General features: G+C 51.1%; 14 protein-coding genes. 4 read left to right on the top strand and 10 right to left on the bottom strand.

Going from position 1 to position 13,835, the window contains the following annotated elements; all coding sequences use genetic code 11:
• Window positions 1-41: 41 nt before the first annotated feature.
• The 8 genes from rna to citC all read right to left on the bottom strand — a co-directional run bounded on the left by rna (window position 42) and on the right by citC (window position 7,696).
• On the bottom strand, window positions 42-848 hold the full coding sequence (gene rna, locus JQN59_RS16495) for a ribonuclease I (protein ID WP_149607458.1): 807 nt from the start codon (window positions 846-848) through the stop codon (window positions 42-44).
• Window positions 849-958: 110 nt separating this feature from the next.
• A complete protein-coding gene (gene citT / locus JQN59_RS16490; RefSeq protein ID WP_003831271.1) occupies window positions 959-2,422 on the bottom strand; it encodes a citrate/succinate antiporter CitT in 1,464 nt (487 codons plus the stop codon).
• A gap of 25 nt (window positions 2,423-2,447) precedes the next feature.
• On the bottom strand, window positions 2,448-3,353 hold the full coding sequence (gene citG / locus JQN59_RS16485) for a triphosphoribosyl-dephospho-CoA synthase CitG (protein ID WP_003831272.1): 906 nt from the start codon (window positions 3,351-3,353) through the stop codon (window positions 2,448-2,450).
• Window positions 3,322-3,876: a citrate lyase holo-[acyl-carrier protein] synthase gene (gene citX, locus JQN59_RS16480; RefSeq protein ID WP_149607457.1), complete on the bottom strand. Its 555-nt coding sequence runs from the start codon at window positions 3,874-3,876 to the stop codon at window positions 3,322-3,324. The genes citG and citX overlap by 32 nt, the downstream gene beginning before the upstream one ends.
• Before the next feature lie 3 nt (window positions 3,877-3,879).
• Window positions 3,880-5,412 carry a citrate lyase subunit alpha gene (gene citF / locus JQN59_RS16475; protein ID WP_149607456.1) on the bottom strand — a complete coding sequence of 511 codons (1,533 nt, stop codon included), beginning with the start codon at window positions 5,410-5,412 and terminating at the stop codon, window positions 3,880-3,882.
• A gap of 9 nt (window positions 5,413-5,421) precedes the next feature.
• Complete coding sequence (locus JQN59_RS16470; protein WP_149607455.1) at window positions 5,422-6,330, bottom strand: aldolase/citrate lyase family protein; 909 nt, start codon at window positions 6,328-6,330, stop codon at window positions 5,422-5,424.
• The gene (gene citD, locus JQN59_RS16465; protein ID WP_103015081.1) at window positions 6,327-6,623 is read right to left on the bottom strand and encodes a citrate lyase acyl carrier protein; all 297 of its coding nucleotides are present in this window, start codon (window positions 6,621-6,623) and stop codon (window positions 6,327-6,329) included. The genes JQN59_RS16470 and citD overlap by 4 nt, the downstream gene beginning before the upstream one ends.
• A complete protein-coding gene (gene citC / locus JQN59_RS16460; RefSeq protein WP_048226113.1) occupies window positions 6,620-7,696 on the bottom strand; it encodes a [citrate (pro-3S)-lyase] ligase in 1,077 nt (358 codons plus the stop codon). The genes citD and citC overlap by 4 nt, the downstream gene beginning before the upstream one ends.
• Window positions 7,697-8,087: 391 nt before the next feature.
• Between citC and dpiB the strand changes: the two genes are divergently transcribed.
• Both dpiB and dpiA read left to right on the top strand, forming a co-directional pair.
• Window positions 8,088-9,749: a sensor histidine kinase DpiB gene (dpiB, locus tag JQN59_RS16455; RefSeq protein ID WP_008784080.1), complete on the top strand. Its 1,662-nt coding sequence runs from the start codon at window positions 8,088-8,090 to the stop codon at window positions 9,747-9,749.
• On the top strand, window positions 9,718-10,398 hold the full coding sequence (gene dpiA / locus JQN59_RS16450) for a two-component response regulator DpiA (protein WP_003831279.1): 681 nt from the start codon (window positions 9,718-9,720) through the stop codon (window positions 10,396-10,398). The genes dpiB and dpiA overlap by 32 nt, the downstream gene beginning before the upstream one ends.
• Before the next feature lie 116 nt (window positions 10,399-10,514).
• Here dpiA and dcuC read toward each other — a convergent pair whose 3' ends face one another.
• The gene (gene dcuC, locus JQN59_RS16445) at window positions 10,515-11,900 is read right to left on the bottom strand and encodes an anaerobic C4-dicarboxylate transporter DcuC (RefSeq protein WP_003022136.1); all 1,386 of its coding nucleotides are present in this window, start codon (window positions 11,898-11,900) and stop codon (window positions 10,515-10,517) included.
• A gap of 462 nt (window positions 11,901-12,362) precedes the next feature.
• Between dcuC and pagP the strand changes: the two genes are divergently transcribed.
• Window positions 12,363-12,926: a lipid IV(A) palmitoyltransferase PagP gene (gene pagP / locus JQN59_RS16440; protein WP_149607454.1), complete on the top strand. Its 564-nt coding sequence runs from the start codon at window positions 12,363-12,365 to the stop codon at window positions 12,924-12,926.
• A 189-nt stretch (window positions 12,927-13,115) separates the two neighbouring features.
• Window positions 13,116-13,325: a transcription antiterminator/RNA stability regulator CspE gene (cspE, locus tag JQN59_RS16435; protein WP_000034825.1), complete on the top strand. Its 210-nt coding sequence runs from the start codon at window positions 13,116-13,118 to the stop codon at window positions 13,323-13,325.
• Between the two features lie 52 nt (window positions 13,326-13,377).
• On the opposite strand, the gene crcB is transcribed toward cspE, so the two are convergent.
• Window positions 13,378-13,761 (bottom strand): fluoride efflux transporter CrcB, encoded by a 384-nt coding sequence (gene crcB, locus JQN59_RS16430; RefSeq protein ID WP_149607453.1) that lies wholly within the window; start codon window positions 13,759-13,761, stop codon window positions 13,378-13,380.
• Between the last annotated feature and the right edge of the window lie 74 nt (window positions 13,762-13,835).

The following is a 13,835-nucleotide window of genomic DNA, read 5'->3' as shown; positions in this document are numbered from 1 at the left end:
GTTTACGGACCGACGCCAGCTCGCAGCGTCGGTCGCAAGTTTCAGTATCCCACTTTGTCGATAATAAACTGTTTACCGCAGCTACCCGGATGCGGTTGCGGTAAGAATGACTGGGCAGATAACGTCTGGTTGATGTTGTCGGCTTTCAGGGATAACTGGATCTCAGTGAGATACGCTGGATTGCCGTGGCAGCTTAGCTTCACAGCTTTGACGTTTTCTTTGCCCCAGCTTTTGGCAACGGCGGCGTCAAATGCGTTACGGCTGACGGTTTTGCCGTAGTTTTCCGCCAGGAATTTGCCCACCTCGCTGTCCTTAACCTCATTATTCAGCCGCACCATCGTGCCGAAGTACGCGTCGGGATCAAAGCCGAAACACGCGCCATGTTTGGCATACTCGTAACGTTCCAGACAGGATCTTCCACCAGCACCAGGCATTACGGTGCTGAGTTTTGCCGCGCTTTCCAGCGACAGCCCGGTTTCGGGGGCCGCGCATTTACGGCTGGCGCGCGCTTCAGGCAGGTTGGGAATAGGGCGAGTCGCGCAGCCAAAACGCATCCAACGGCGATTGTCTACTCCACGGGCAGCAATGGATTTAGGCAGGCTGGGCCATAAACCGTGAACGGTCAGAAAATCCGCTTTGTCTGCGCTCTCTTTTTGCAGACGACATTCGTCAGGCTCCTGACGATTACGCTCATGTTGGCTCTGACAAAATCCGGTTTGCCAGGAGAGAGCCAACACGTAGCTGTCAAAATCAGTGTACTGTTTTGCCTGAAGTTCATCGGCCTGAGCTGCAGAAACTGGTAGCAGGAGTGCTGCCAGCAACGAAGAATAACGCCATGTTGATGTCATGATGATTTCGGACACTTATATAAATTCTGAATATCATCTATTTAATCATAAAAAATGCCAGTCAGGTTTAGCTGACTGGCATCATTTTCATCAGGCATGAACGGGAATGATTAGCTCCACATTGCCAGAATCGGCCAACCGACCAGCAGAAGCATAGCGATGTAGATAACGCCGAAGATAGCACCCAGACGCCAGTAGTCTTTGGACTTCACATAACCACAGCCGTAGATGATAACGCCAGGGCCTGTTGCATATGGAGTCAGACAGCCCATGATACCGATGGACAGTACCAGCAGGATACACAGGTGTTCCATTGGCACGCCCGGGATACCTTTACCGACGGCCAGAATAACCGGCAGCATGGTGGCGGTGTGAGCGGAAAGGCTGGCAAACAGGTAGTGAGCAAAGTAGAACACCAGCACCAGAACGATCACGGTCGCGTTAGGCGAGAAGCCTTCCAGGTGCGTGCTCATAGTGTTGGCGAACCAGTCGATGAAGCCTGAACGGGTTAATCCATTCGCCATAACGACCAGCGTGGCGAGGTTAACCAGAGTGTTCCATGCGCTGTTATAACGGGTAATGTCTTTCCACGGTACAACGTGCAGCGCCAGCATCAGGGAGACAGCCAGCAGGCCCACTGCGGTTGCATCAATCAGTTTACCACCGAAGACCCACAGGCCCAGGCTGAGCAGTACCAGACCGATCAGCGTTATCTCTTTACGGGTAAGTTTACCCATGCCTTTCAGTTCATCACCGGCCCAAGCGGCAACTTCAGCACTGTGAGTAACTTCTGGTTTGTACAGAACGTATGACAGCCACGGGGCAACGATCAGCAAAATAATACCGACCGGCAGGAAGCTGAGGAACCACTGCAACCAGCTGATTTGAATACCGGCAATTTTGTTGACGAATTCCAGACCCAGCACGTTAGGCGCAGCGCCGGTCACGAACATCGAGGAACTCAGGCTGGTACTGATGACCATCATCCACATCAAATATCCACCGATACGGCGCGCGGAAGGATCGTTCGGGAATGATTTAAACAGCGGCGGCAGGTTTTTGATAACCGGGAATACGGTGCCACCGGTACGCGCGGTGTTAGATGGAGTAAACGGTGCCAGCAGAATGTCGATGATAACAATCGCATAACCCAGCGTCAGGGTACGTTTACCCATGAATTTCACCAGGAACAGCGCGATACGACGACCCAGACCGGTGACTTCATAACCCAGTGCGAAGATAAACGCACCAAACACCAACCACACGGTGGTGCTGGAGAAGCCAGCCAGACCCCATTTCAGCGCTTGCTTACCCGCTTTAAACGCCGGGTCGGCCAGTTCTGAAGCATCAAACAGCAGATAGTTGCTGCCGATAACGCAGATCGTTACGGCGATAAAGCTGATCGCTGTTGCCGGAATTGGCTCCAGGATCATGCCGACGATCATCGCCACAAACACGGCAAAGTAGTGCCAGGCCTGTGGAGGCATTCCATCAGGGACGGGGATTAGAAACATGACACCCATGACGACCAGGGGGGCCAATAACTTCCATATTTTATCTTTTGCTAAAGACATGTGTGTGATTCTCCGGAAAGGATCTTTAATTGTGATAATGATGAACTTGTGAAATCTGAGCTAAGAACCAGGTGACGATCAGCAGATCGGCGCAGCCTCCGGGACTGAGGTTGCGTTCAATGCACTGTTGGTCGAACTGGTGTAGATATTCGAGATCGGCAGGAGTACGAATCCCCCCTTGCTGCATCAGGGCGGTGGCCTGCTGCTGTAGCCAACGCAGACCTTCTGCGCCGCCACGTGAAGCCACGTTGGTGTCGCCGTTGATAGACATCAGCAGCAATAATGTGTCGAGTAACGCCAGTTCAGGGTCGCGGCCCTGAGTCAGCAGTGCGCGGTAGTGCGGCAGGGCATGCTGGATGACTAGCGGATATCCCGCTTCGGCTTCGCCCCGTGCGCCGGTTAATCCCAATTGCTGATAAAGACGTTGGCCAGCCGTGAGTTGTTGATTGTTCTGGCGCAGTTCGCGCTCGGTCAGGCCACGGCAAAATGTTGCTGCCGTAGAGCAAATGGTTTCAGCGGTAACAGTGAGTTGGAGCTGGTGCAGGCGGCCAATGGCGGCGCACAGCAGTCCCAGTGAAAAGATGCTCCCTTTATGGGTGTTCACCCCGGCGGTGGCGCGGAACATATCGGCTTCGCAGGCCATGCCCAGCGGGCGCAGTCCTTTCAATACATCTTCAGGCGACAGCTGTGCGCTAAACGCCCCATATTCAATAAAACGTGGCAGCCATGACTGAATCGCTTCAGCGCTGCGATGAAAATCTTCCAGCGCCATATCTTTATGCGCGCCGTTGTTAATACGATCTACCAGACCGGGTTTGGGCGACAGGTTGACTTCAGTCAACATGGCGCGCCACGCAAGCGTTGCGTAAGCATCAGGCAGATCCAGAGGAAGGACTGCGTTATTGGTTGATGTTGCGGGAATCGGCATCATGCAGCAGTGCCTCCATCTGAGTGAGTAAGTCGGAAAGCGCGTGGGTTTTACCCCGCGCACAGTCGGCAGCACTTTGCTCGCACAGCAGACAGCGGCGGGCAGGGAGTGCGAAATGACGCCGGGACAGAATTTCCCCTTCAGGGGTCAGGACATCGATATCCCATAGCCGTCCCAGCGGGTGTGAATGCTCAAGTTCAATTGTGGCGAGCTTGAGGTCGTGGGCCGGAGCCTCAATAGACAAAAGACCTTCTGGACCGCTGGCAGAAACCAGCGCTGTTTGCTCCCTGACAATCCAGGTGGATTGTTTCGCCAACGCGAGCAAGGCGGTTACGCCGTGATTAAAGATACGACGGGTTAATTCGCTGTCTTTAATCGGTCCCGGTGCGACGACGGTAAACGAGACCAGCGGCGCAGAGTGGCGTGTCAGCCACTCCTGTTGCCTTGCCTGTCTCTCATCGCGGCTGGCGAGCAGCTCGGGAATGGAAACCGCGTGTTGGGTGGCGTCTTCAGGGAGCAGGTGCATGGTTTATTCCTTCACCTGATGCACAACGTCAATCACTGAACCATCGCGGTAACGCACAACAGCAATCACGCGGTCAGTGAATTCGATAGCGCGTGGCTGACCGGTGAGCTGCTGTGCACGTTCGCGCAGCCATTCAATGGACACCACTTTCATACCGGCTTCTTTCAGACGTTCTGCCAGTTCCGGACGTGCAGGGTTGACGGCGATACCGTGGTCAGTGACCAGAATGTCAACGCTGGAGCCTGGGGTTACGCAGGTCAGCACGTTATCAACCAGGGTCGGGATGCGTCCGCGAACCAGCGGCGCGACGATGATAGACAGCGCAGCGGCAACCGCGGTATCGCAGTGACCGCCGGATGCGCCGCGCAGTACGCCGTCAGAACCGGTCAGTACGTTAACGTTGAAGCTGGTATCAACTTCCAGCGCGCTGAGCACCACGACGTCCAGACGATCGACGGATGCGCCTTTTGAGCCCCAGTTGGCATACTGGTTGGCACTGATCTCAATGTGGTTTGGATTGCGGGCCAGCGATTCTGCGGCGTTACGGTCAAAGCTCTGAACGTCCAGCAGTTTGCGAATCAGACCTTTTTCGTGCAGGTCAACGATGGTAGCGGTAATGCCGCCCAGCGCGAAGTCGGCACGGATATCGCGGCTGCGCATTTTGTCTTCCAGGAAACGCGTAACGGCCAGAGAAGCGCCGCCGGTTCCTGTCTGCAGTGAGAAGCCTTCGTTGAAGTAGCCGGAATTTGCAATGACCTCAGCCGCGCTACGGGCGATTAACAGTTCACGCGGGTTGGTGGTCATGCGGGTCGCATCGGCACCAATTTTGTCAGCATCGCCAACCTGATCGATCTGCACGATCAGATCTACCTGATCCTGCGTAATGCTGGCCGGGTTATGCGGATAGGTCAGCAGCTGTTCAGTCAGCAGGACAACCTGTTTCGCGTTTTCGGCGTCTACGCGGGCATAGCCCAGTGAGCCGCAGCACGCTTTACCGGTATAACCGTTGGCGTTGCCAAACTGGTCGCAGGACGGCACGCCGAGGAACGCCACATCAATGCTGAACTCGCCACTTTGCACCAGGTGCACACGGCCACCGTGGGAGTGAATTTGTACCGGCTCGGCCAACAGGCCACGTGAGATTTCTTCCGCCAGCGGACCACGCAGACCGGAGGTATAAATGCGGCTAACCACACCCTGACGGATGTGCTCAACCAGTGGAGCATGGCAGTCGCTCAGAGAGCTGGAGGCCAGCGTCAGATTTTTAAAGCCCATATTGGCGATGGCGTCCATCACCAGGTTAATCGTCAGATCGCCACCACGAAAAGCGTGGTGGAAAGAGATGGTCATACCATCCTGTAAACCTGAACGACGAATAGCGTCCTCCAGGTTAGCGCACAGCTTTTTGTCGCGCGGTTTTTGCGCCTGCAATTCTAATTTTGCGGTGCTCTGATAAGCGGAAAGCTCACTTTCTGCATGACGGCTCCAGGTCGCCACGCGATCCTGGCGTTGAGACTGTTCGATTTTCTGCGTCATTTTTTTGCCTTATTCTTCGCGAATGCCGGAAAGTTCTGCACGGGAGATAACCAGAAGGGCGCGCTCGATAACCGGGCTGTCGACCATTTTGCCGTTCAGGGAAACTACGCCACGACCTTCGCGAGCAGCGGCTTCAGCGGCTTCCACAACCAGACGGGCGTGAGCCAGCTCTTTGCGCGTTGGGGCGTACAGGTTATGCAGGAGTTCGATCTGGCGCGGGTTGATGAGCGATTTGCCGTCAAAACCCAACTGCTTGATGTGTGCGGCTTCGTGCAGGAAACCCGCTTCGTTGTTGGCATCGGAATACACGGTGTCGAACGCCTGAATACCGGCAGAACGTGCAGCCTGCAAAATAGAGCAGCGGGCAAACAGCAGTTCAGTACCTTCCGGGGAGCGCTCAGTGCGCAGGTTACGTACATAGTCTTCCGCACCCAGGGCAATACCGATCAGACGTTCGGAAGCATGGGCAATTTCTACCGCGCGAGTAATGCCTAACGGCGATTCGATGGCGGCTAACAGACCGGTGCTGCCGGGTTCACGGCCACAGGCGTTTTCGATGCGCAGAATTTCGCTTTCGATGTCGATGACATCCTGCGCGGTATCGGTCTTCGGTAAACGTACGATGTCAGCACCGCCACGTACCACGGCTTCAAGGTCGTTGATGCCCCATTCGGAGTCGAGGGCGTTTACACGCACGATGGTTTCAACGTCGTGATACAGCGGATGCTGCAGCGCGTGGTACACCATGCGGCGAGCGGTATCTTTTTCACGCAACGCGACGGAGTCTTCCAGGTCGAACATCAGCGCATCTGCCGGGTAGATGAACGAGTTGCTGACCATGGCGGCATTGGCGCCCGGTACGAACAACATGCTGCGGCGAGTACGGGGTTTACGTTGTTGCAAAGATTCGGAAATCACTGGCAATCCTCCCATGGCAGTGCCGGAATACCGCCAGCGCGGGCCAGTAGTGCTTCCAGTCGCGCACGTAAAATGCAGTCCAGTGCGCCTTTATCATCAACATTCAATTGCACGCCGCGTACGTTGTAGCGGGACAGAACGTCCAGAATGGTGGCCTGGATGGCATCACCGAACTGCTTTTCGACGCTACTGTTAACCTGCAGGTCAATATCCTGCGAATCGAGTGGGGCGATGCGAATCATCACATCACCGGACTCGAGTGTGCCTGCGACGGCTGCCTGGTTTATTTTCATTTTTCACCTGTTGCTAATGCGGGGGTATTTTGGCGGACTGTCGCACCTGATGAGGCTCGCTCAACCATGCTTTGCAGATACTGCAGCGTGGCGTCAGGGACCAGGGATGCGATAGCCGTGAGATCTTTTTTAACCAGCAGCTTGCGCACCCAGGAGGCGGAAATCGGCATCTCCTGGAAGCACAGCCGCTCAATTTCCACCAGTTCAATCGGTGGGGCGGGAAGCATTGGGGTCTCCAGCCAGTAACGCATATCGTTGTTGTACTGGGAGGTGACGGTGCAATACGGCTCAGTACCGACGAAGCGGTGCGTGACGCCGAGAGCCGGAGCCAGATACTGGCGGAAGATTTTCAGGTCTATTTCGGTGTAGCAGTGGTTAATAACGCTCTGCTCTTTGATGAAGTAACACGGGAACGTGGCGCGGGAAATGATGTACTCCGAACCGCGATGCACGGTTAAACGTGGAATATCTTTTGTTCCTTTAAGCACCAGATCCAGGCGGTCTTCATACGGAAAACGTGAGGTATCTTCTTTCACCAAAAACAGATGCAGCCAGTCACATTGCGCGGCCGCCTGTTGGATCAGAAAACGGTGTCCGTTGGTGAAGGGGTTGGCGTTCATGACGATACAGCCAATTTTTTTCCCATCATGACGCTGTTTTGCCAGTGATTCGGCGTAGCGTTTCAGACGTGTGGTGCTGTTTTCCATCAATACCATAATGCCGGGAACGCTGGTGAGCGTAGAAAAACCGCACTGTTTAAACAGCGATTCGTACTCGGTTTTGGTATAGATGAAGAGGTGCGTACAATGGCGTTCATAGGCAAGGTTGATTAACTCGGTCGCCAGCGTTAGCGCTAAACCCTCGCCGCGGACAGATTCACAGATTGCGACACACTTAATAATATTCCCAGCGATACCACCGCAGGCAATCAGACGGTCGTCACGGGTGACGGTGATAAATACTTCGACGGTCGTATCTACGCTCAAATCATTCTCTTTCAGAAATTGCGCGATAGCCGCCATCTTTTTATTTTCTGAGCGTTTAACTTGCGTGAATATATTATTACCGAACATAGTGAATAGAGCCCCGATGCTATATTTGTTACTGGGTTTCTGTTTTTGTTGCTCTGTTTAGCAACCTGATAACGTTTTGTTTGCAATTGAAGGGAATGGTTTTTTATTACGGAGTATTTCTTTTTTTCCCTGATGCATACATCGTAAGGGGTATTTTGGAGGTAATTTTTGATTTATTTCACAATAAGTTAGAAGGTTTTAATGTGTTTTATGGTTTTAAGTTTTTTAATTAATTTAACCCTAAAATAAGGTGTGGTTTTAATTTGTTTAATTGATTTAAGGTGGGGAATCTGCAACGATCTTGTTTTATACCATAACGTGTAAATAGAACATTTTAATTACAACTACAATGAGAAATTAGTTTTAGTTAACGTCGGTGAGGAAAAATGTGATGGCAGAACAGAAAAATAAAACACGGTTTCCTTTTTTCCGCAGTCTGGCGTTTCCTTTACGTATCTTTCTGCTCATTCTGGTCGTTTCTGTTTTTATCATTGCCGCCCTGGCACAATACTTCACCGCCAGCTTTGAAGATTATCTGGCAACGCATGTCCGCGATATGGCAATGAATCAGGCCAAAATCATCGCCTCTAACGACAGTATCATCACGGCGGTTAAGCATCGTGATTACAAGCGATTGGCGACGATTGCCGACAAACTGCAGAGCGGAACTGACTTCGACTACGTGGTTATCGGGGATACCAACTCCATTCGTCTATATCATCCGAACCCGGAAAAGATTGGCTATCCGATGCAGTTCACCAAACCCGGTGCGCTGGAAAAAGGGGAGAGCTACTTTATTACCGGTAAAGGCTCCATTGGGATGGCAATGCGCGCTAAAACGCCCATCTTTGATGACGATGGCAAAATCATTGGCGTGGTCTCAATTGGTTATCTGATCAGCAAAATCGATAGCTGGCGATCGGATTTCTTACTGCCAATGGCCGGTGTGTTTATCCTGCTGTTGCTGGTACTTATGCTGCTCTCCTGGTTTTTCGCTGCCCATATTCGTCGGCAGATGTTGGGTATGGAACCGAAACAAATTGCGCGGGTGGTACGTCAGCAGGAAGCGTTGTTCAGCTCGGTATATGAAGGGTTGATTGCCGTGGATCCTGATGGATATATCACCGCAATAAATCGCAGTGCGAGGAAAATGCTGGGGCTGTCTTCACCTGGGAGAAAGTGGCTTGGAAAACCGGTGAGTGAGGTAGTTCAGCCAGCGGACTTTTTCACCCAACAGATTGCGGAAAAACGACAGGACGCGATGGTCAACTTTAATGGACTGAGCGTTATCGCCAACCGTGAGGCGATTCGCTCCGGTGACGAACTGCTTGGGGCAATCATCAGTTTTCGTAGTAAAGATGAAATTGCTACTCTTAATGCGCAGTTAACGCAGATCAAACAGTATGTAGAGAGCCTGAGAACGCTGCGTCATGAGCATCTGAACTGGATGTCGACTATCAATGGTCTGCTGCAAATGAAAGAGTATGACAAGGTTCTGGCCATGGTGCAGGGGGAATCCCAGGCGCAACAGCAACTGATTGACAGCCTGCGCGGCGCGTTTGCCGATCGTCAGGTAGCCGGTCTGTTGTTTGGCAAGGTGCAGCGCGCGCGGGAACTGGGTCTCACCATGACTATTGTTCCGGGCAGCCAACTGCATCAACTCCCCGAGGGGCTGGATAGCACAGAGTTTGCAGCAATTGTTGGCAATCTGCTTGATAATGCATTTGAAGCGAGCTTGCGCACCCAGCAAGGCAACAAGGTCGTCGAACTCTATTTGAGCGATGAAGGGGATGACGTGATCATCGAAGTTGCCGATCAGGGATGCGGTGTGCCGGAAGCATTGCGTGAAAAAATCTTTGAACAGGGTGTGAGCACCCGTACCGATGAACCAGGTGAACATGGCATCGGTTTGTATCTTATTGCAAGTTATGTGAGGCGCTGTGACGGGGTGATTACGCTTGAAGATAACTCCCCCTGCGGCACCTTATTTTCTTTATTTCTTCCGAAAGTGAAAAAAAACAATGACGGAACCATTAACGCTATTGATCGTTGAGGATGAAACGCTACTGGCGGAAATGCATGCTGAATATATCCGCCATATACCCGGCTTCAGCCAGATATGGCTGGCGGGTAATCTTGCGCAGGCGAGGATGATGATTGAGCGTTTTAAGCCCGGTTTGATTCTGCTCGATAACTACTTGCCGGACGGCAAGGGAATTACGTTATTGCATGAGCTAACCCAGGCACGTTATCCGGGCGGTGTGGTGTTTACCACGGCGGCCAGCGACATGGAAACAGTCTCCGAAGCTGTGCGCAGCGGCGCGTTTGATTACCTGGTCAAACCCATTGCCTACGAGCGGCTGGGGCAGACCCTGACGCGTTATCAACAGCGTCGACGCATGTTGGCCGGTAATGATAGCGCCAGTCAAAAGCAGATTGATGAGATGTTTAATGCCTACGCGCGGGGCGAGCCGAAAGGGGATTTACCGACTGGGATTGATGCGTTAACACTGAATGCAGTGCTGAAATTATTCGCCGATCCGACGGTACACCATACAGCAGAAACGATCGCCCAGGCGCTCACCATCAGCCGAACGACTTCCAGACGCTACCTGGAGTACTGTGCCAGCCGTCATTTGATTATTGCGGAGATTATTCACGGTAAGGTGGGTAGGCCGCAGCGTATCTATCACGGCGGCTAAATGCTGATTTCTGACGTAGGCCGGATAAGATGCTTTAGCATCGACATCCGGCAACGTTGCAATCGAAATGCCGGATGCGGCGTGAATGCCTTATCCGGCCTACATTTCTCTGAGTATCAGCCGCCAACGACGGCTGAAGAAGAGCCTGGTACCATCACTTCAGTTGCGATAATCACAACCAACAGCCCAACCAGAACCGGAACCGAGGTACGTTTCACCACTTCGAACGGAGAAATCTTCGCCATACCAGCAACAGCAACCACCACGCCGGAGACCGGGGAGATTGTGCGTCCAAGGTTTGACGCCTGCAGCATCGGGATAACAAGGTAAGCTGGGTTAATGCCGGAGGAATGCGCCAGCTTAGGGATCATCTCAACGAAGGCATAGAACGGGGCGTTACCGGAACCCGTAGTCATTGCCGCCAGCATAGTCAGGATCACCAGCACCATCATCAGAATAATGCTCGCCGAACCAAACGAGGTAGCGATAGAAATCAGACTCTGAATAAAGCCGATTGTGCTCAGGCCCTGGGCAAAAACACCCGCAGCGACTAACAACATCACCACGTTAGCAAAGGCATCCGCCATGCCACGGTAAGCGACTTCCAGACCAGAGAAAACCTTTTGGGTATTGAACCCACGTACGAACTCCAGAATAGCCGCGATGAGCATGCACAGTACCAGAATCGTAATGATATGCAGCTGTGGACCCCATTTACCATCAAAAATCAGGACGCCAACAATCGGGGTAAACGGCAGAATGGCGTAAAATGACGGGGCAGTCGTGGTGATTTCAGCCACATCTAACATTTCATGAGAAATGTTCTCTTTTTTATCCAGAAAACGCTGCCAGAAAAAGTGGGCAATCGCCATAGCAATGATGGCGGCAATGGAAATTGGCAGCGTGGTTTTAAAGGCGAAATCGATCAGCGGCATTTCCGCAGCTTTTGCCGCCAGCACCACATCACCGGATGTTGGTGAAAGAATAATTGCAGCAGGGGAGGCACAAATGGCCGCTGCGGCGCCACGGCTGATCCCAACGTTAACCATGACCGGGAATAGTGTTGCCATCAGCAATACGCCCAGACCGGTTGCTGAAGAAACCGCCAGTGACATCAGGCAGGCGACAAAATAGGCGGCAATCATTAGCAGGTAAGGAGAGTTGATGTATTGCAGAGGCTTGGAGGCCAGCTTAACGACCATATCGTTCGCGCCAATATGGGTCATATAAGCGGCAAAACCACACAGCATCATGATCATCATGCCGAGATCGCCACCACGGCTCATCAGCAAAATTTTAATATATTCAACAATGTCTGTTGCCGTATAGCCCGTCGATGCCGCGCTGGACGGCAAAACTTTATGCCCCATCAGCGCACTGATAATCAGCAAAACCAGACCGCCAACAAACAGTACGCCTGTCGCGGAATAACCTTTAATGATGTAGCGCGCTACACCCACAATAACCACAACCCCAATAAGGAGTTCAATAAATGTCAACATCATTTCCCCTGTCGCATTGCTGCCCAGAAAGTAAAAAAACTAAAAAAAGTAAAAAGTGGTGACAGAATGTGCCTAATAAACCGATAACTCTTGCTGATTAAAATCAATAAAAATACGGATTCAAGCGATGGTTAAGCCGTTTTTTCAGCATCGTGGTTAAAAAAAGAATCTCACAATAAGAAACTGTGAAGCGCAGCGCTGATGTGTGTGTTTTGTGGCGATGATGAATATCAATTGTTAATTTATTGTGATGCTATTTAACTTTTTTCGCAGGAAAGAACAATTTATTGGCAATAAAGAGAAAATAGTTCCTATTAGATGGCTCAATAAACTCATGGATAATTATCTTAAAAATTATAGGCTGAGGATTATTCTGATTTTTTAGCTGCGCATTTTTGTTAAGCTAACATTAAGGTTGGGTTTGCTACAATTAATAATAAATCCCAGGATGGTAATTAAGTTGTGATTGTCGCTAAACGATATTTTCTCATTTTTTCATTTCTTTTTATTCAGTTAGCTTTCATTCCCCGGGGCGCTGCTGAAGATAAAGGTTGGTTCGCTACTTTTAAAGACAATGTCAGTGAAACCTGGCAGCAGCCAGAACATTATGATCTGTACGTGCCGGCTATTACCTGGCATGCTCGTTTTGCTTATGATAAAGAAAAAACGGATCGCTACAATGAACGCCCATGGGGGGCGGGCTTTGGTCAATCCCGTTGGGATGATAAAGGTAACTGGCACGGGCTTTATATAATGGCCTTTAAGGATTCCTACAATAAATGGGAACCCATTGGTGGTTATGGCTGGGAAAAAACCTGGCGACCGCTGGCAGATGAAAATTTCCACACAGGTCTCGGTTTTACCGCTGGTTTTACCGCGCGCGATAACTGGAACTACATTCCGGTACCCGTGCTGTTACCGCTGGCATCGATAGGGTATGGTCCGGCAACGTTCCAGATGACCTACATTCCGGGAACGTACAACAACGGTAACGTCTACTTTGCATGGATGCGTTTCCAGTTTTGATGGACTACCTGTATTGTCAGGTGGATTATTAAAAAGTCTTTTAAAAACAGTGCGATATTAACTTTAACTGAAAAATAACGCGACATTTATCACTTTTTGATAAAGTTCGACTGGACAAAGTCCACCACAATTGTTGTACTGATACCCGACACAGCATTTGTGTCTATTTTTCATGTAAAGGTAATTTTGATGTCTAAGATTAAAGGTAACGTTAAGTGGTTTAATGAGTCCAAAGGATTCGGTTTCATTACTCCGGAAGATGGCAGCAAAGACGTGTTCGTACACTTCTCTGCAATCCAGACCAATGGTTTTAAAACTCTGGCTGAAGGTCAGCGTGTAGAGTTCGAAATCACTAACGGTGCCAAAGGCCCTTCTGCTGCAAACGTAATCGCTCTGTAAGCATACGACAGCAAGCATTCAAAACCCGCTTAATTGCGGGTTTTTTTTCGCTTCAGTGCGCGGGAGAGGCCGAAACCAGCCAGAATGCCAGGGCGGTCATCGCAAATGATCCCACCAGATTAACCAGTACATTCACCATAGCCCAACCAAAGCGTCCTTCCTGTAGCAAAAACACCACCTCAGCTGAGAAAGTGGAAAACGTTGTCAGTCCCCCGCAAAAGCCAGTGGTAATCAGTACCTTCCACATTGGATCAATGTTTGTCATGCGATTAAACCATGCCAGACCCATACCAATGATAAATGCGCCAAGTAAGTTTGCAGCCAGCGTGCCGAATGGGATGGCCTGATGTAGCGGGTTAAACCTCATGCTCAACATCCATCTTGCTACACTACCTGTACCACCACCGATAAAAACCGCTAAAAGGAGTTGTAACACTGCATAATCCTGCTATTTGATTGTATATAGGATGAGTGTAACGCTGAATAATCGTGGTTGGCGAGCCTAACAAC

Origin of the sequence: Citrobacter sp. B72, assembly GCF_016894305.1 — a bacterium.
In the GTDB taxonomy this organism is placed as follows: domain Bacteria; phylum Pseudomonadota; class Gammaproteobacteria; order Enterobacterales; family Enterobacteriaceae; genus Citrobacter; species Citrobacter portucalensis.
This window is presented reverse-complemented; position numbering and strand designations above follow the sequence as displayed.

Coding starts and splice junctions, on each gene's coding strand:
- rna (WP_149607458.1), bottom strand. CDS start 848: ATGACATCAACATGGCGTTATTCTTCGTTGCTGGCAGCACTCCTGCTA.
- citT (WP_003831271.1), bottom strand. CDS start 2,422: ATGTCTTTAGCAAAAGATAAAATATGGAAGTTATTGGCCCCCCTGGTC.
- citG (WP_003831272.1), bottom strand. CDS start 3,353: ATGATGCCGATTCCCGCAACATCAACCAATAACGCAGTCCTTCCTCTG.
- citX (WP_149607457.1), bottom strand. CDS start 3,876: ATGCACCTGCTCCCTGAAGACGCCACCCAACACGCGGTTTCCATTCCC.
- citF (WP_149607456.1), bottom strand. CDS start 5,412: ATGACGCAGAAAATCGAACAGTCTCAACGCCAGGATCGCGTGGCGACC.
- citD (WP_103015081.1), bottom strand. CDS start 6,623: ATGAAAATAAACCAGGCAGCCGTCGCAGGCACACTCGAGTCCGGTGAT.
- citC (WP_048226113.1), bottom strand. CDS start 7,696: ATGTTCGGTAATAATATATTCACGCAAGTTAAACGCTCAGAAAATAAA.
- dpiB (WP_008784080.1), top strand. CDS start 8,088: ATGGCAGAACAGAAAAATAAAACACGGTTTCCTTTTTTCCGCAGTCTG.
- dpiA (WP_003831279.1), top strand. CDS start 9,718: ATGACGGAACCATTAACGCTATTGATCGTTGAGGATGAAACGCTACTG.
- dcuC (WP_003022136.1), bottom strand. CDS start 11,900: ATGTTGACATTTATTGAACTCCTTATTGGGGTTGTGGTTATTGTGGGT.
- cspE (WP_000034825.1), top strand. CDS start 13,116: ATGTCTAAGATTAAAGGTAACGTTAAGTGGTTTAATGAGTCCAAAGGA.